The following is a 17,264-nucleotide window of genomic DNA, read 5'->3' as shown; positions in this document are numbered from 1 at the left end:
TCGTACCGAGCCCCGGCTACACCATGGACATAACGGGTATCCACCGACTCGTTTATACGGCTTCCGGGCTCAGGCAGGCGGAGCGGATATACGAAGCCAGGGAATCAATGGCCGACACCTCGGCATGGCAATACAGGGTGCGGCTGTTCCGCTCCTGGCGCAGAAGGCCTGCAGATATGAGGCGTGCAATGTGGTGGGACAAGGTCGAAGGCGGTACTCCCAGGGCTTTCTGAACCTGCCCCACCGGCACGCCTTCCGGCCCTTCGTTGACAAGATACCGAATGATGGCAAGACGTGTTCCGTTGCCCAGTTCGGCAAGACGCTTGGCTGCCACGTCATGTTCCGTGAGCACGCTATGTGCGTTGAGTTCCATGCTCCCCCCTGTGATTAAAAAAACCTCTCCTTGCATGTTTGATGACGTCCATTCAGGGCGCTTCTCGCTGCGGTCGCCCCCGGCCCTCCGCGCGAAACCTGCCCTGTCATTAACCATGTTCCCGCTAAGTTATCATTGTTTACACTTCAAGCATAGACCAGGTCAAGCAATTAAAAGAGCCGACGCCTTTCAGCCCATCACCGTGACACAGGCATGCGTCTCCCTTCGGGGCGTTCAAATACACTTTCTACCCGGTCAATTATAGATCAATGAACTTTTTATTCAATGATTCATTTAAAAATAGGGTTCCGCCTCTCCAGTGAGGCAGGCCCTGCCGAGCTTGACCTGTTTTGCCCTGGCGATGTTTGCGGCAATTCCCGATGTCGCGGCAAGGTCATCCATGACGGCACGGCTTGCCGGATCCAAGGCCACCCCGGCCTCCTCAAGGGACGTCACCAGGCCTCGGCAACAGCCCGCCACCTGCCGGAAATGAATCAAAAGGGCCGTGGACTCCTCCTCGGCAGACGGCGACACGTCCGCCGTCAGGGCCGCGCTCACCCGCGCAACCCGCTCAAGGGCCGTCACATGGGCTGCCAGTTTTCCGGCTGTCTCACAGACCGCATCGTCAAACATCGCCGCGGTATCGCCGAGCCTGTTCAACACAAACCGCAGGGCACCTGTCACACACCCCATCATCATGGCATCTTCGAAGCGCCTGAAGGGAAGCACAAGCTCACGGTAGGCGTTTCCCGGCTTGCCCAGCACCGATCCCGCGCCCAGGGCCACCCCGTCGAGGCGGATATTCCCGTGAAGGGAGGGCCGCAGAAAAGGCAGGGCCATGGCATCGGAGCGCTCCACACCCGGCGTGTCACCGTCCAGCAGAAAAGCACTGAACTGCTTTCGCCCCTTCTCCTCCCCGACCACGGCAACCATCACCGCAAGACCAGCCAGGGGCCCATTGGAGATGTACGATTTCATACCGGTGAGACGCCACCCATCGTCGACTCTCTCGGCGTAGGTGGTGAGCTTACCCGGATGGGCCCCTACTTTGGGTTCGGACACAGCAAAGGCCGAAGGGAAGCGCCCTTCAGCCATGGGAGGAAGCCAGGCTGCTTTCTGGGAGTCGCTGCCCAGGGCCCCCAGCATAAAATGGGCCACCAGCTGGGAAATCATCAGGGCAAGGGGAAGCCCCAGGTTCCCCGTGGCCAGGGTGAGCCGCCGTACCATCTCGGAAATCTCCGGCCCGGCCCCGCCCCTTCCACCGTAGGCCTCGGGGATGCCCACACGGCACAATCCGGCCCCGGCCGCAAGTTCCCAGAGGCGGCCGAACAGGACCTCGTCCCCAAGCCCCTCCCCATCGGCCCACAACCTGGCTGCCTGTTCTGAAAAACGCGTGATGCCCTCATCCATCCACATGGTCATGCCTTCCCCCCCCGTTGCGTCATGGCGGCTCCCCCCTTTTTGCCGGAGTCCGCAGATTGATACGATATGATGATGTTGCTGCACCTACTCATTACACATATGAAATAGATTCAGGGTACCTGCAACACCGCTCCTTAGCAAGGCCCATCCTCTGCTCATAGAGATGTATTTCGGCCGTTTCTCTCAAAAAAACGCCCGTATGCCAGCCGGATCGCCATTAAAATCACCAATCATCCCCGGCCCATTCGCCCCGCGTTTCCCTTTGACCCGTGTTGCGGTTCAGGCTAAAATAAATGCCATCTCCACCAACAACATGTCTGCACACAGGTCGCTTGCGCCGTGTCCTCATTTGGACGCAGGGATCTCACCGCCACGCACGTCGGGGTCGAGGCCATATCGGCACATCCACTCGGCCTTCCCGGGTTCAGCTTGCGCCGTCCCTTACCCGGGATAAATCACAAGGGGCCCCATGGGTATTCGCCAGAAAACAATTCTCTCGATTCTCATCGCAGTGGTGATCTCCATCGGCCTCTTTTACCAGCTTGCCGATCGCACCATCACAACCCGCTTCAGCACCCTTGAAGAGCACAGGGCGCGTAGCCGCCTCAGCTTTGTTTTTCGTCTGTTGGACAACAGCCGAAACAACCTGCACATGCTCACCAGGGACTGGGGTTCCTGGAACGACACCTACGCCTTTATGGACCACCAGGCCCCCTGGTTCATGGAGAGCAACCTGATGGCAGACACGTATGTGGACGCCAGCCTGTGCTACATCGGCTTTTTTCCCCTTGAAGGCGAACCGCGGTGGGAAGGCTTTTACGATCACTCAGCACAAACCATGGCGCCCCCGCCACCATTTCTGGCCCGAACCATCGGCGCCCTGCTCCGGGAACTCAGGGGCCTGAGAGCGGACGCCACACTGCCCCCCGGTTTTTTCGTCTGTGAAGACGCCCTGCACATCATCGCTGGCACCCCGATCCTTCGAAGCGATGAAACCGGACCGTCCCGTGGCTGGCTCATCATGGTGCAGAAACTCAGCGATACCTTCTTTGCCGACCTTTTTCCCGAACCGGACACCAGGATCACCGTTGCCGCGCGCCCGGCCTCCACGGCGTCGGCCACCATCCGGTTCGCCTTCACGGACAACCGGTCCCACTACTTCTGCACCGGCTCTCTCCCCGGCAATACGGGCCAGGACGCCGTAACACTGACCCTGACGGGCAGCGCCACCATCGCCCTTGCCGGCAGGAACCTTGTCAACCTCACCGAAGGCGGCATCCTTTTTACCGGCCTGATGCTGAGCCTTCTCACCTACCTGCTCATCCAGCGGACCCTGCTCAAACGGCTCCTTTTCCTGCGCCACCAGGTGGCCCCTGTGGCGGCACCGAGGACCCCGGTAGAAAACGTCCAGCCACGTGGAAACGACGAGCTCTCGGCCCTGGCCATGGATATCAACGAGGTCTTCAAGCGCATCGTGGAAGAGGAGAACCTCAACCAGAACATCCTCACCGCCCTCAATGTGGGGATCCTCATGATTGATGCCCGGTCCGACACCATCCATGAGGCCAACACCTGCATGCAGAAGATGACGGGAAAAACCCGGGAGGAGCTGGTGGGACACCGAGCCGACGAGCTGTTCCATCTCTCGGGCAGCGGAGAACACAGGCCCGGAGGCCCTCACCAGGAAAAAGGCATTCTCCGGGGAGACTCGCCCCGCCACGTCCTTCGGGCCACCACTGCCACCAGTTACCACGGCACACCGTTGCGCATCGAAACCTTCACGGACATCCAGGCCCTGGAGTCGGCCCTGGAAGACGCCAAACGTTCCGAATCCCATTACCGCACCCTGTTTCACAACTCCGCCACCCCCAGTGTCCTCTTCTCGGCCACCGGCCACATCGCCAAGCTCAACCGGGAGTTCCTCCGGTACTCCGGAGCCGGAAGCCCCCTGGAGCTTCAGGGGCGGCACTGGTCTGAATTTCTCAACACCGAAGACCGCGAAAGGATCGAGGCCTACCTGTCGGAGAAAAAAGAAACCGGCATCTCCTTTGAAGACAACGTGGTGGTTACCTTCCACGACCTTCCCGGGGGGACGCACACAGCCAAAATTCACATCATGCGCCTGCCGGGAACCCGGGAGCACATCGTCTCCATCCTCGACATCACCCGCCAGCAAAAGGCAGAAGAGATGCTGCGCCGCCAGGCGTTCTACGACAGCCTCACGGGCCTTGCCAACCGGCGCTTCTTTGAAGAGACCCTCACCCACGCCCTGGACGTGGCCCGGCGCAAGCAGCGCCCCATCGCCCTGTTCCTCATCGACCTGGACGGTTTTAAAAGCGTCAACGACACCATGGGCCACCCCTGCGGCGACAAGCTCCTCACCCTGGTGGCCCAGCGGCTGGTGAGCACCATGCGCACCAGCGATACCGTGGCCCGCATGGGGGGCGACGAATTCATCGTCCTGTCCGAAGAGATCCGGGGCACCCAGGACATCCTTGCCATCCTCTACCGCCTGGAGGACGCCTTCGGAGCGCCCTTTGCCCTCGGCGCCACCCAACTCCACGTCACCCTGAGCATCGGGGTCTCACGATTCCCGGATGATGCGGAAGATGCAGAAACGCTCATCCGGAACGCCGACCTTGCCATGTACCGGGCCAAGCAGCAGGGGGATACCTACAGCTTCTTTACCCACCGCCTGGACCGGGACGCCAGGCAAAGCTTCGAGATGGAACAGGACCTGCGCACCGCCGTGGAAAAAAAGGAGTTTTCCATGTACATCCAGCCACGGGTCGACATGGTGGATCACACCCTCCTCGGCATGGAAGGGCTCATTCGGTGGTGCCATCCCCAGAAAGGGATCTGTTCCCCGGCGGAGTTCATCCCCTGTGCCGAACGCAACGGCCTCATCGTGCCCATGGATATGTGGATGCTGGAAACCGGGTGCACCCAGGTGGCGATATGGAACAAAGAGCGCGAGGCCCTGGCCGGCAAGCCCCCGCTGCGCCTTGCCCTCAATGTCTCGGCGTGGCACTTCAGGGACAACAGGCTCCCGGACAGGGTGATGGAGATGTTGAAAAAGACGGGCTGTGAGCCCGGGTGGCTGGAACTTGAGGTGACGGAAACCGCCATCATGAAAAATCTCTCCGGGGCTGTGGCCGCCCTGGACCGGCTGCGGGCCATGGGCATCTCCATCGCCCTGGACGACTTCGGAACCGGCTACTCCTCCCTCAACTACCTTCGGAACATGCCGGTGGACACCCTGAAGATCGACCGCTCCTTTATCGCCGCCCTGGTCCCCGAAGACGAAAAAAGCCGGTTTCTTCTTGCCACCATCGTGGAGATCGGCACCCACTTCGACATTCACGTGGTGGCCGAGGGGGTGGAAGAGGAGTGGCAGCGGGCTTACCTGGAATCCATCGGCTGCCCTTCGGCCCAGGGCTACCTCTGGTCACCGCCGGTTCCCGTGCCGGAATTCCCCCACCTGAAGGACACCCTGCCGCCGGGTTAAGTTGCTGCCGGACGCCAAAGGGTCCGGGCCCTGCAAGCAAGGACATCGCCTTCTTTGACCACGGCGTGCTCAAACAGGCCGGGCGTGTCCGCCCCCACTCCCACGGACCGCAGCCTCTCCCCGAACCGGATCTCACTCTTGAACTCCAGCTCCAGGCGGGTCAGCGCGCCGTTCATCAGCACCTCCGGGGGCACGCTCTCCAGAATCCACTCGGCGTAACGCACGTTGTTCACATGCCCGTTGATGTCCAGGTCCCGGAAGCCCGCCTGCCAGTGCAGTCCTTCCTCGGGTACCTCCATGGACCCGAGGCGTTCCGGCACCAGGGCCTCGTGTTCGGCCCCCAGCTCACACACAGGGACCTTCACGGGAAAGGCCGAGGTCCTCACCATCCTGCGGGTCTCAAGGCTCACCAGGGCAAAGCTGCTCACGCCAGAGGCCAGGGGCCTTCCGTCATCTCCCACGGCCTTGAAAGCGCGATAGAACAGAAGGGGTCCCCTGCCGCCGTGCCAGGTGGTGATGTGCACCGACTCCCCTCGCATGGGAAGGGTCTCGAACTCTACCCGCATGCCGGCCATGACCCAGAAGAGGCCAAATTCGCCCACCCGGTCAAAGGCCCCGTGGGCCGCGTCCGAGTGGCGCATGGCCCCCTCCTGAAAGTAACGCAGCATGGCAGCAGGAACCATGCGCCCCGTGGGACCGCAGTCCCACGAGGGAACTTGAAATGAGATCTCAAACCTCTTTATCTCACTGCCTGTCAAGGAATCCTCCTTACCAACTCTCGAATACGCCCGGAGGCAGATGCCTCCAGAAATTGCTCGCCCAAGACCTTTCCCATGGCAACGCTCGTCTCCCAGAAGGAGACACGCTCGTCGTCCCGGCCCGCAAGACGGTTGAAATCCCGCCTATCCGGAATCCGCCCCAGGGGCAGGGAAGCCACAAAGGAGGGCGAGGGCGCCAGAAGCACCACATCGGACAACAGAGCCCCCCCTGCCATGCGGCTGGGGCGGTTCCTGTCGAACCAGCCCAGGGTCACGTCGCTGTAAAAGTGGGGATAAAGCACAAGGCCCTTTTCCCCGTTCATAAAATCAAAGGCGGGGTGATAGTGAAACAGCCCGCCGTCCCGATATACGCCCTTGGGCCCTCCGGGAATGTCCCGCACCCCTTCCATGATGTAAGGGATGGAACCGCTGGCCAGAAGGGCCTGCCGAAGGTTTTCCGGCGTCAGGGCCGAGGCCCCGCCCGTGAATTCACCGTTTTCCGAAAACGGCGGCACATCCCGGGGATCAAAAAACAAGGTGGGACGGCACTGGGCCCGGAACAGCTCTCGGGAGATCCGGTTCGCCCCCCAGGCCCCGGCAATGCCTGCGATCATGGCCAGGGGGTGGTCCGAGGCAAGGGGCCCCCGGCAGCGCACCGTGGAGAGATGCAGCCGGCAATAGGGGTGGGCCAGGATCTCTTCGGCCTTTCCCGGCCCCAGGCATGTGTCCATGATGCGGTGGGCCTCGTCGCTCACCTGCCGGGGCGTCACCTTGCCCGAGTAATACTGGTGGATATAGGCCCGGGCCAGCCTGTCAAAGGCCCCTTCCGGGTCAGCCTGGGCAGCCGCCGCCGACTTCCACGCCCCGATGGAGGTCCCGAACAGGTGAAGGGGCTTTGTTCGACCGTGAAACCACCGGCCGAAAATCGCCGACTCCAGCCCGTGCAGCACCAGCCACTTGGCCGCCCCGGATGCCCCCACCACCATGGAGATATCGTCCGGGGAGAGCCCTTCCTCCCGGATCCGCTCATAGGCCCTGTGGCCCGCCAGAATCAACAACTCGCCTGCCATGTGTTCTCCTTTCACTTAAAATCATCCCATGGATGCTGCCATGGTCTCCAGCTCCTCATTTGACATGATGCCCATGGCCCCGAACTCCTCCTTGGTAAACAGCACAAATTCTCCTTCGGACGAGGCGCACACGTCCCCCTCTTCGTCGCGGATCTCCGCCACCACCCGAGCTTTTCGCTCACTGAGCCGCTCTTTGATGATGCCGGTCAGGGCCAGGGGTGTCCCCACGCGCACGGGCTTTTTAAAGGCCACGTTCATCCCCTTGGTGAGAATGAACCGCTCGGTCAGGTGGATGGCGGTCCAGCTCATCATCTCGTCCAGCATGGTGGAGAGGATCCCCCCGTGCACCAGGTTGCTCCACCCCCTGAACCGCGGCCTCACCGTCAGAAAGGAGCGAAGCTGCTCCCCGTTGGACTCAAAGCTCATCTTCAGGCCGTGGGGGTTCTCCGTCCCACAGGCAAAACACTCCCGATCCACCCCCTCAAGGGACTTCCACTGTGTCTCTGTCATTTTCTCTCTCCCAATTCCAAGTACAGATTCATCACGTTGGTTATATTCTTCAGCCGGTGCCATGACACCGGCAGGGTTAACGCATTAAAAACGCCTCCGGCGGCCCTGCCGGGGGCCAACCTTTTAAAAAGGTTGATAAACAGGTCTTGTGAACGCCCCGGATCGACCGAACGTTATCGAAAAGCCACGGATTCAAACGTATCGGGCGTTCAACCGAAATGTTTTTTCGGATCTTTTGTCAAAAAGCGACCCGCCGGAGTTATTCCGGTTTAAGTCATAGGAATCACGAACGTTCTGCATCGTGTTTTTAGAAGAATGAAATGGGCCTCTCCTGCAAATACGGTTCCTATATGTCACACATCACGCGAATGCTCTGATAACGCATGCAAAATGGCTGCCTCCATGCATTCGCCATAGGGTTTCCAGGTGCCCCCACCTGGCCGCCGGAGGCAGTGCGGTCAAATCCACAAAAAACAAGTGGCAACAACTTACCCTGTTCGGGCGAAGCCTGTGAAGCGGCCCGCATAAACCGTCGGCGTTTATAGCGCAATGGCAATCAGCTTTCGAGGTGGCTCCACCTCGCCGCCGGAGGCATGCTTTTTCCGGCTACTTTAACCATAGAAGGCTGCTTTTCCCTCACGTGGCCCCAAGAAGGAGCCTGGCCGATCGGATCATGTGGGCGCAGTGGGCATCGAAGGTCCCGGCCTTGAGGTGGTACTGGCAGAAGTAATGGGACCCCTCGGACAGAGAGATCAGCGCCTCGGTGGTGGCCTGGGGGTCATCCACCCGGATCACACCGGCCTCGGAGAGGAGGGCCATCTGCTTGGTGAGGTATCGTCGGTAGTTGCCGTAGAGGTTTCGCACCCGCTCCATCACCTCGGCGTCCCGCTGGCTCAGGGCCAGAAACGAAAACACCACGGAGAAGCTGGCAGCCTCGTACCACTCCCGGCTCCAGATCAGCGAAAGGAGGCGCTCCAGGCGCTCTTTCGGGTCCCCGCCTTCTGGGAGCCGTGCAAAAAGGGCCGCGTAGGTCCGCAACACCTCATCCACCAGGGCCATGACCATCTTCTCCTTGGAGCCGAAGTAATGAATGATGAGGCTGGCATGGACCCCGGCCTGTTTGGCCACCTTGGCCACGGAGGCGTTTTCAAACCCCTCGGCCTCGATCACCTCGTAAAACGCCTTTAAAATGGCCGGTTTTCTCTCGTCTGCACTCTGTCGTTTCCGTCCTGTCATACCCATCCTTTGCGGTGCCTTCAGCACCGCCTGCTTATTTATTGAACATTCATTTAATAAGCAGACACACGCCTGCTGTCAAGGCCAACGGCATGTAAAAACTCAGTTGCCTCCGGCGGGTCGCTTTTTGAAAAAAGCTCCGCAAAAACTTTCCGGTAGCCAAGGCATGGAGGAAACCATTATGCCACCACTCTCGGTGGCCTTCGCCTTCCGCTCGGCTACACCCGATGTAAACGCTGATGGTTTATGCGGGCTGGATCACACGCTTCGAAGGAAGAGGATACGATGTCGCTGCTTGTCCATTAAGGTCAAGCGAATTACAAATACCCTCTATCGTGTTTCCAAAGTTTACGGGCGGAGACCGTCAGCAAATGTGTAGGGGCTTTAGCCCCGGAGCATTTGCGAACCCGGGTTCCAAGGGCTCAGCCCTTGGCCGCCGGAGGCCTGTTTTTTTCACCCACGTTAACAATAGAAAGCGAACTGAATAATCACAAACCGCCGATACATGCGAACCGGTCAACTAAAATGCACCGCCACCCAGATGGTCTCCCGGTCCTCGGGAGTCCAGGTGACCCGGTGGCGGGCATGGGCCGGAATCAGGAGATGATCCCCTTCCCGGAGATGGATCTCCTCTTCGCCCTCAAAACAGAGGCGCGCCTCGCCCTTGGCCACCATCACCCACTCGTGGGTCTCCTGGTCGTACCAGAACCCGTCCGGGGAAGCGTGGCCCTTGGAGACGATGCGCTCCACGGTGACCCCGCTGCCCGATGCAAGGGTTGTCATGAGCTCTTCGGGAAGTTCTGCCGGTATGCCCTCGAACAGGGACGCACGCACCGAGTCGCCCCCTTCTTTTCGTTGCCTGTTCATTGTTTCTCCGTAAATTGTTTCCAGCCATCAGCCGGCTGTGTTATGACCCCATCGGAATTTTACCATGCCCGGACAGGTTCCACCCTTTTTCGGGCCCTTGCAACCTTTTTTCAACGGATGAACCGGCCAGTGACACATTCCCGAGGCACCACCCCACCCGACATGCTCTTTATCTATCCCCCCGCAGCCAAGATCAGCGAGCCCCCGGCGGGCATCGCCCGGCTTGCCGGGGCCCTGAAGCACCACGGGGTTGCCGTGAAATCCGTGGACATGAGCCTTGAAGGCTTCATGTACCTCTTTGACAGCGCCTCGGAAGCCCACGACAAGTGGAGCACCCGGGCCCTGAACCGAAAAGAGCGAAACCTGGGGCTGCTTACCTCCGGGCAGGGGTACGAAAACATCGACCGCTACCGCAACGCGGTGCTGGACACCAACCGGGTGCTGAAGGTGGCCTCGGAAGGCACCGGTGCCCTGGCCTCCATGGCCAACTACAAAAGCGACACCCTTTCGCCGGTAAAAAGCGGAGATCTCCTCCAGGCCGCCCAAAGCCCTGAAGAAAACGCCTACTTTCCCTACTTCAAGACACGATTCAAGGAACTCGAAGAAGAGTGCGGGGGCCTCACCACCGTGGGCATCTCCATGAACTACCTCAACCAGGCCCTCACCACCTTTGCCATCATCGGTCACCTCAAAGCCGTCTATCCCCACGTCCGCATCGTCCTGGGGGGCGGCTTGGTCACCTCCTGGATGCGCATGCCCTCATGGGAGAATCCGTTTAAACACCTGGTGGACGAGATGATCGCAGGGGAAGGCGAACACCCGCTCCTCAGGCTCTTCGGCAAAGAGCCCGACCAGAAGCACTACCTGCCCGACTACGACGATTTCAAGGACCTCCCCTACCTGGCCCCGGGGTTTGTCCTCCCCTTCTGCGCCGCAGGGGGATGCTGGTGGCGCAAGTGCACCTTCTGCCCGGAGCGGGCAGAACAAAACCCCTACACCCCGGTGGAAACCACCACCGCCGTCGCCCACCTCAACACCCTGGTGGAGGCCCTCAAACCCGCCCTGGTCCACATCGTGGACAACTCCGTGGGACCGGCCTTTCTGAAAAAGCTCTTTGCCAGCGGGTTCAACACCCCCTGGTACGCCTTTGCCCGGGTCACCCCCCACCTCACCGACGAAGCGTTCTGCAGGAACCTCAAGGCCTCGGGGTGCCGCATGCTCAAACTGGGCATCGAATCCGGCGATCCCGCGGTCCTGTCGGACATGAACAAAGGGGTGCCCCCGGAGATGGTCTCCCGCGCCCTTGCCACCCTGCGCAAGGTGGGCATCAACACCTACGTCTACCTCCTCTTCGGTACCCCCACGGAAACCGAAGCCGCCGCCCGGAAAACCCTGGACTTCGTGGCCCACCACCACGAGGCCATCGGATTTCTCAACCTCTCGGTCTTTAATCTCCCCTACTTTGCCCCCGAGGCAAAGACCCTCAACACCAGCACCTTCTACGACGGCGACCTCTCTCTCTACAGCGAATTCAACCACCCCCTGGGATGGAACCGCTCCCTCATCCGCCACTTCCTCGAAAAAGAGTTCAAAAAACACCCCCGCATCGCCCCCATCGTCCACCGCGACCCCCCGGTGTTCAACTCCAATCACGCTGCCTTTTTTTAAAAAGCACGCCTCCGGCGGGCAGGGGCTACAGCCCCTGCACCCCAGGTTCGCGAATGCTCCCGGCCTTCGTCCCTCAGGCCGCTCGCATTCGCTGACGGGCTGCGCCCGTAACCAGCGGTGTGAGAATATTTATCTTCACGGGTTTTCTCGCGCCAGGGATCTGCCTGGGAGTGTGGGTTGCAAGGCTCCGCCTTACGAGGCGAGGAATAGCCGCTTTATGGGCAAAATGTCCAGTGTGACGGGACTTCAACCATGGAGGCAGAGCCTCTGCGCACCATATCCCAGGCGGAGCCTGGGAACGAAAGGTACTCTGGTCCAGGGGCCTGCCCCTTACACTCGGTACCCAACACGGGCGAAGCCCGTCAGGGAATGTGAGGAGCCTGGAACCAAGGGTAACAGCCCGATGATGTCGAGGTAATGCACGTCAATTGACAGTAGACAAGTGACAACAACGTATCCTGTGACCTCGAAACTTGTGAGCCAGCCCGCATAAACCATCAACGTTTGCGTCGGGCGAAGCCCGAGGCGAAGGCCCTTGCGCTTTGTCCCGAGGAACGAGGGACAAAGCGCAAGGGCAATATGCTTTCGAGGTGGCTCCACCTCGCCGCCGGAGGCGTACTTTTTCCATAGACTTTGACTATAGAAGGCATTTTTACTCCCCACGCAAGAACCCGTCGATGTGCTTTTTGGCGGTGCGGCGGTCGAGGCCGGTTTTGCGGGCCACTTCGCCGATGTTGTGGCACCCGCTCCAGAGGTGGTGGCAGTAGGCCTGGAGGAGTTCGGTGGCGGTGAGGCGGCCCTGGGTCATGGCCCTGGCAAACTCGGGGGTTTCGGCCTCGGGGGCCTGGCTGGTGTAGCGTCGTTTGAGGAGGATGCGGCGGACGCATTGGGCCAGTTCGCGGACGTTTCCAGGCCAGGGGTAGCCTGTGCCGGGGTCTTTCTGGATGGTGGCGGTGACCATGGCGGCAAGGTCCGGGGCGGGTTTTCCGATGATGCGGGCAACGGTGAAGTCCACCAGGGCCTTGAGTTCGTCCGGGGATTCCCGGAGCCGGGTGCGTAAAGGGGGCATGACAATGAGGTCCGAGCAGAGGCGGTAGAAAAAATCGTCTCGCATACGGCCTGTAGCGGTGAGCTCTGAGGCCGGGCGGTTGGTGGCGGCGATGATGCGGCCGGAGAACCGCTTTTCCGTGCGGCTGCCCACCGGGGTGTAGGTGCGCTCTTCCAGCACTTTTAGCAGCTTGATCTGGAGGCCCGGGCTCACCTCGCCGATTTCGTCTAAGAAGATAGCCCCGTGGGGGCTGCACCCGGCAAAAAGCCCCTCATGGTCTTTGACCGCGCCGGTGAAAGAGCCCTTGGTGTGGCCGAAGAGTTCGGACTCCACAAGGGTTTCGGAGAACTGGGAGAGGTTCACCGAGACAAAGGAGGCGGCAAAGCTCTCGGTAAAGCGCATGGTCACAGGGTCAAAAGGAATGAACCCGGACCTGCCAATGGCCTGGGCCGCGCTGCCTTTGCCGGTGCCGGTCTCCCCCAGGAGCAGGGTGGAGAAATCCTCCATGCGGTTCACCAGCCAGGACTCGTAGAGGTCGATGTCGCTGGTGAAGACGTTGTTCCACAGATCCTCCCGCAGGGCCACCATGGAGGGGCTCAGGCCGGGAAGCCCCCGGTCGATGAAGAAAAAGGCCCGCCGGATCTGAAAACTCAAGGCAAAAAAACGCAGGGCCTCGGCCTCGGAGAACCCCGAGGAGACAAGCTCCTTCAGGGCATCACCCGCAAAGGGCACGGGAAGCACCCGCGCCCCTTCTGCGGACTGGGCAAGGATATGGGCGTCAAAGGCCCCCATGTGGCGGTGGAACAGGGCAAAGAGGTGGGCATACTTCAAAAGCTCCTGATCGGCATGGCCATACCCTGAAAGATCCCCCCGGCCCCCGGCCTTCATCTCAGCCATGCGATGGTCCACGTCCGCGATGGTCCGGGCCAGGGCATCGTCCTCGCCGCCGTAAACCCCTGCAATGCGGCGGTTGATTGCCTGGCGCTCCTCGCTGAAGGGGTTGGCCCGCACCGCATCACGCACCAGGGAAAAAAAGGTTCTCTCATGTTCTGTCAAGCGATGGGCCATCTGCGGATACCTCCGTTCTATGGTGAAAACCGTTTGCAAAAGCGTGCCTCCGGCGGCGAGGGTGGCGAAGCCACGATAGCGAAAACACCTCGAAAGCTGATTGCCCTTGCGCTTTGTCCCTTCGTTCCTCAGGGCAAAGCGCAAGGGCCTTCGACTCGGGCTGCGCCCGACATAAACGCTGATGGTTTATGCGAGCTGGCTCACAAGCTTCGATACAACAGGATACGTTGTCGCTACCTGCCCATTGCGGGTTGATTTAACCCAGCTGCCCCCGGTGGAGACTCAAAATGGCAACTCAAAACCTGTTTGTCATTTTTTGTATACACACATATCATAAATTCACAAACCCCAACACCTCATCCAGACGCCAAGCAGTCACATAATAGCCCTTACAGCCGAAAATCAAGCCGTTACCAAAACACGGTAACTCTGGCATAGCTTTTGATATACATGTCCCCAAGAAAAAAACACCCGGCGAAGATCCACTCGCTATGGTATGCATAGTCAACCGTTACGAACCCCAAGGAGCCCCCATGACAACCCATGAGCACAGCCCGTTGAGCCTTCTCAAGGCACCCCGCTTCGCCCCCTTTTTCTGGACCCAGTTTGCAGGGGCCTTTAACGACAACATCTTTAAAAACGTCCTCATGCTGCTCCTGGCCTTTCGCGCGGCCCAGCCGGGCCAGACCGACGTTCTCATGAACCTGGCCGCAGGGCTTTTCATCCTTCCCTTCTTCCTCTTCTCGTCCCTGGCCGGCCAGATCGCCGACAAGTTTGAAAAGGGGCGTCTCATCCGCATGATCAAGGTGGCGGAGATCGGCATCATGTGCGCTGGGGCCGCGGCCCTCATGCTGGGCAGCACCGCCTCCCTTCTGGCCCTGCTCTTTCTCATGGGGACCCAGTCCGCCTTTTTCGGGCCGGTGAAGTACAGCATCATGCCCCAGCACCTGGATCCGTCCGAGATCGTGGGGGGCAACGCCCTTGTTGAGATGGGAACCTTTGTGGCCATTTTGGCCGGCACCATCGCAGGGGGGCTTTTGATCCAGCTTCCCAGCGCGTACGCCGCCCTGGCCGTTGTGGTCACGGCCGTTGCCGGGTGGCTCGCCAGCCGCAAAATCCCCAAGGCCCCTGCCGCCAGCCCGGACCTTGCCATCAACTGGAACATCTTCAGCCAGACCCTCCGCACCCTGGGGTACGCAAAAAAAGAGAAGGTCGTGTTTCTTTCGGTTCTGGGCATCTCCTGGTTCTGGTTTCTGGGGGCCTGCTACGTCACCCAGATTCCGGCCTACACCAAAAACGTCCTGCACAGCACCGAAGGGGTGGCCACCCTGCTCCTGGCCATGTTCTCCATCGGTATCGGCGCAGGCTCCATGCTCTGCGAGTACCTCTCCGGCAAGAAGGTGGAGTACGGCCTGGTGCCCATCGGCTCCCTGGGCCTCAGCCTTTTCGGCATCCACCTGGCCGCTGCGGGCAGCCTGCCCGTGCCCGAGGCACCCCACACCCTCATGGGATTCCTCGGCGCAAAAGGGAGTTTTCCCATCCTCCTCGACCTGGTTCTCATCGGCATCTTCGGCGGGCTCTACATCGTGCCCCTGTTTGCCATTGTCCAGACCCGAAGCGAGGAGAGCCACCGATCCCGCGTCATCGCGGCCAACAACATCTTAAACGCCCTGTTCATGGTGGGGGCCGCCATCCTGGGCGGTGTTTTCTTAGGTCCCATGGGCCTCTCCATCCCGGCCCTGTTTCTGACCATCACCCTCATGAACATCGCCGTGGCCGTCTACATCTACACCCTGGTGCCCGAGTTCACCATGCGCTGCCTGGTCTGGGTCATCACCCACCTGTTTTACCGCATCCACCACGAGCACCTGGACAAGATCCCTGCCGAAGGCCCGGCGGTCATCGTCTGCAACCACGTGAGCTACATGGACGCCCTCATCATCGGGAGCTGCTGCAGGCGCCCGGTGCGCTTTGTCATGGACAAGGGCATCTTCAACATCCCGGTCCTCAACTTTATCTTCCGCACGGGAAAGACCATCCCCATCACGGCCAAGCGCAAAGACCCGGAGGTGTACGAGGCGGCGTTTCAGCGCATCGCAGAAGAGCTGGAGGACGGCCAGGTGGTCTGTATCTTCCCCGAGGGCAAGCTCACCCGCACCGGCGAGATCGACACCTTTAAAAGCGGCATTGAAAAGATCATCAAACGCACCCCGGCCCCGGTGATCCCAACGGCCCTCAAAGGCCTGTGGGGCAGTTTTTTCAGCCACAAGGACGGCACGGCCCTTGCCAAGCGCCCCAGGCGCCTCTACTCCAAGATCCACTACACCGTGGGGGATGCTGTGACACCGGAAGAGGTCAGCGCAGGCGGCCTGCACAGCCTGGTCTCGGAATTGCGCGGCGATCACGCCTGATCGACGGAATCCTCTGGAAGATTCCGTTGAAATATGTTTTGCTTAAAGGTATCGGAGGCAGGCACGCCCGCGGTCCGTTTGGGGCCGTCGGGTGCCCCTGACCTCCACAACCCATCAACGAGAGGTAAAGACCCCACCCATGATTGAAGGCATAACCTGGGCGGGCATTGTGTTTTGTATTACACAGTCCGCCATCTTTTCCGGCCTGAACCTGGCCTTTTTCAGCATCAGTAAACTCCGACTGGAAGTAGAGGCCACCCAAGGCAACATCTATGCAGCCCGGGTCATCAAGATCCGCAAGGACTCCAACTTCCTTCTCACCACCATCCTCTGGGGCAACGTTGGCATCAACGTGCTCCTGGCCCTTTTGGCCAATTCCGTCATGGCGGGCGTCACCGCCTTTCTCTTCTCCACGGTACTCATCACCTTTCTGGGAGAGATCATCCCCCAGGCCTATTTTTCACGGCACGCCCTGAAAATGGCTTACGGGTTCACCCCCCTGCTCCGGATCTATCAGTGCCTCCTCTTTGTGGTGGCCAAGCCCACGGCCATCATGCTGGACCAGTGGCTGGGCAAGGAGTCCTTCCACTTCATGCGTGAACGGGACATGCAGCAGCTCATCACCATGCACATGAAGTCCGACCAGTCGGACATCGACGCCGTGGAGGGCAAGGGTGCCATCAACTTCCTGAATCTCGACGACATCCCCCTTAGCAAGGAGGGAGAGTTCATCGATCCTTTAAGCATCATCCACCTCCCTTTCAAAAACAACGTGCCCTGCTTCCCCCCTGCGGGCACCCCGGAATTCGAGGAGTTCATCAACCAGATCCAGTCCTCGGGTAAGAAGTGGACCATCCTCATCGACGACATGGGCTATCCCGGCTTTGCCCTGAACTCCGACAGCTTTCTCAGAAGCGTCCTCTTTGACACCGCGCCCATCCACCCCATGGCCCACTGCCACCGCCCCATCATCACGGCGGACGCCACAACCCCCCTGGGCTCGGTGCTCCCCAAGCTGAAGGTCCACCCGGAGCGATCCGACGACGACGTCATCGACGACGACCTGATCATTTTATGGGGAAAAACAAAGAAAGTGGTGACCGGTGCGGATATTCTGGGAAGGCTCTTGCGGGGCATTGCGGAGCGGCCAAAGATGACTTAGAGGGTTGCCCAAGCCCAAACATCGCGATTCAGTTCAAAAGGCCTCCGACGGCCCTGCCGGGGGCCAAACTTTTGAAAAGTTTGACAAACAGGTTTCAAAAACAGATTCAGGCAAACTGAATCAATGACCTACATCCTTTTCCCCGAGGTATCCGCCTAGGCCG

General features: G+C 60.1%; 12 protein-coding genes. 4 read left to right on the top strand and 8 right to left on the bottom strand.

The features are described 5' to 3' along the window. Nucleotides 1-52 precede the first annotated feature (52 nt). Both ACOYW0_RS16635 and ACOYW0_RS16630 read right to left on the bottom strand, forming a co-directional pair. On the bottom strand, nucleotides 53-373 hold the full coding sequence (locus ACOYW0_RS16635; RefSeq protein WP_482414951.1) for an ArsR/SmtB family transcription factor: 321 nt from the start codon (nucleotides 371-373) through the stop codon (nucleotides 53-55). Nucleotides 374-667: 294 nt separating this feature from the next. Further along, nucleotides 668-1,795, bottom strand: coding sequence for an acyl-CoA dehydrogenase family protein (locus ACOYW0_RS16630; RefSeq protein WP_482414950.1), 1,128 nt, complete (start codon nucleotides 1,793-1,795; stop codon nucleotides 668-670). A gap of 469 nt (nucleotides 1,796-2,264) precedes the next feature. Between ACOYW0_RS16630 and ACOYW0_RS16625 the strand changes: the two genes are divergently transcribed. After that, nucleotides 2,265-5,303: an EAL domain-containing protein gene (locus tag ACOYW0_RS16625; RefSeq protein ID WP_482414949.1), complete on the top strand. Its 3,039-nt coding sequence runs from the start codon at nucleotides 2,265-2,267 to the stop codon at nucleotides 5,301-5,303. On the opposite strand, the gene ACOYW0_RS16620 is transcribed toward ACOYW0_RS16625, so the two are convergent. From ACOYW0_RS16620 to ACOYW0_RS16600, 5 genes are all read right to left on the bottom strand, one after another. Continuing rightward, nucleotides 5,300-6,061, bottom strand: a complete 762-nt coding sequence (locus ACOYW0_RS16620; RefSeq protein WP_482414948.1) for an acyl-[acyl-carrier-protein] thioesterase — start codon at nucleotides 6,059-6,061, stop codon at nucleotides 5,300-5,302. The two genes, ACOYW0_RS16625 and ACOYW0_RS16620, sit on opposite strands and share 4 nt — an antisense overlap. Next, nucleotides 6,058-7,131 (bottom strand): patatin-like phospholipase family protein, encoded by a 1,074-nt coding sequence (locus ACOYW0_RS16615; RefSeq protein ID WP_482414947.1) that lies wholly within the window; start codon nucleotides 7,129-7,131, stop codon nucleotides 6,058-6,060. Before ACOYW0_RS16615 ends, ACOYW0_RS16620 begins: the two co-directional genes overlap by 4 nt. Nucleotides 7,132-7,152: 21 nt before the next feature. Then, nucleotides 7,153-7,641: a PaaI family thioesterase gene (locus tag ACOYW0_RS16610; RefSeq protein WP_180136943.1), complete on the bottom strand. Its 489-nt coding sequence runs from the start codon at nucleotides 7,639-7,641 to the stop codon at nucleotides 7,153-7,155. Between the two features lie 636 nt (nucleotides 7,642-8,277). Further along, the gene (locus ACOYW0_RS16605) at nucleotides 8,278-8,877 is read right to left on the bottom strand and encodes a TetR/AcrR family transcriptional regulator (RefSeq protein ID WP_180136944.1); all 600 of its coding nucleotides are present in this window, start codon (nucleotides 8,875-8,877) and stop codon (nucleotides 8,278-8,280) included. Nucleotides 8,878-9,393: 516 nt separating this feature from the next. Continuing rightward, a complete protein-coding gene (locus ACOYW0_RS16600) occupies nucleotides 9,394-9,744 on the bottom strand; it encodes a cupin domain-containing protein (protein ID WP_482414946.1) in 351 nt (116 codons plus the stop codon). A gap of 129 nt (nucleotides 9,745-9,873) precedes the next feature. On the opposite strand from ACOYW0_RS16600, the gene ACOYW0_RS16595 reads away from it, so the two are divergent. Beyond that, nucleotides 9,874-11,412, top strand: a complete 1,539-nt coding sequence (locus tag ACOYW0_RS16595; RefSeq protein ID WP_482414945.1) for a B12-binding domain-containing radical SAM protein — start codon at nucleotides 9,874-9,876, stop codon at nucleotides 11,410-11,412. A 652-nt stretch (nucleotides 11,413-12,064) separates the two neighbouring features. On the opposite strand, the gene ACOYW0_RS16590 is transcribed toward ACOYW0_RS16595, so the two are convergent. Further along, nucleotides 12,065-13,528, bottom strand: a complete 1,464-nt coding sequence (locus tag ACOYW0_RS16590) for a sigma-54-dependent transcriptional regulator (RefSeq protein WP_482414944.1) — start codon at nucleotides 13,526-13,528, stop codon at nucleotides 12,065-12,067. Between the two features lie 533 nt (nucleotides 13,529-14,061). Here ACOYW0_RS16590 and ACOYW0_RS16585 point away from each other — a divergent pair. Together ACOYW0_RS16585 and ACOYW0_RS16580 are read left to right on the top strand one after the other, a co-directional pair. Further along, a complete protein-coding gene (locus ACOYW0_RS16585) occupies nucleotides 14,062-15,939 on the top strand; it encodes an MFS transporter (RefSeq protein WP_482414943.1) in 1,878 nt (625 codons plus the stop codon). A 139-nt stretch (nucleotides 15,940-16,078) separates the two neighbouring features. Continuing rightward, nucleotides 16,079-17,101, top strand: a complete 1,023-nt coding sequence (locus tag ACOYW0_RS16580) for a DUF21 domain-containing protein (protein ID WP_482414942.1) — start codon at nucleotides 16,079-16,081, stop codon at nucleotides 17,099-17,101. Nucleotides 17,102-17,264 lie beyond the last annotated feature (163 nt).

It is taken from the genome of Desulfoluna sp. HI9BLuna, from assembly GCF_056829775.1.
The sequence above is the reverse complement of the archived record's forward strand: the minus strand, read 5'-3'. Positions and strand labels throughout refer to the sequence as shown.

What these genes read in the sequence shown, in the direction of transcription:
- ACOYW0_RS16635 (WP_482414951.1), bottom strand. Translation starts at nt 373, where the DNA reads ATGGAACTCAACGCACATAGCGTGCTCACGGAACATGACGTGGCAGCC.
- ACOYW0_RS16630 (WP_482414950.1), bottom strand. Translation starts at nt 1,795, where the DNA reads ATGACCATGTGGATGGATGAGGGCATCACGCGTTTTTCAGAACAGGCA.
- ACOYW0_RS16625 (WP_482414949.1), top strand. Translation starts at nt 2,265, where the DNA reads ATGGGTATTCGCCAGAAAACAATTCTCTCGATTCTCATCGCAGTGGTG.
- ACOYW0_RS16615 (WP_482414947.1), bottom strand. Translation starts at nt 7,131, where the DNA reads ATGGCAGGCGAGTTGTTGATTCTGGCGGGCCACAGGGCCTATGAGCGG.
- ACOYW0_RS16610 (WP_180136943.1), bottom strand. Translation starts at nt 7,641, where the DNA reads ATGACAGAGACACAGTGGAAGTCCCTTGAGGGGGTGGATCGGGAGTGT.
- ACOYW0_RS16605 (WP_180136944.1), bottom strand. Translation starts at nt 8,877, where the DNA reads ATGACAGGACGGAAACGACAGAGTGCAGACGAGAGAAAACCGGCCATT.
- ACOYW0_RS16600 (WP_482414946.1), bottom strand. Translation starts at nt 9,744, where the DNA reads ATGAACAGGCAACGAAAAGAAGGGGGCGACTCGGTGCGTGCGTCCCTG.
- ACOYW0_RS16590 (WP_482414944.1), bottom strand. Translation starts at nt 13,528, where the DNA reads ATGGCCCATCGCTTGACAGAACATGAGAGAACCTTTTTTTCCCTGGTG.
- ACOYW0_RS16585 (WP_482414943.1), top strand. Translation starts at nt 14,062, where the DNA reads ATGACAACCCATGAGCACAGCCCGTTGAGCCTTCTCAAGGCACCCCGC.
- ACOYW0_RS16580 (WP_482414942.1), top strand. Translation starts at nt 16,079, where the DNA reads ATGATTGAAGGCATAACCTGGGCGGGCATTGTGTTTTGTATTACACAG.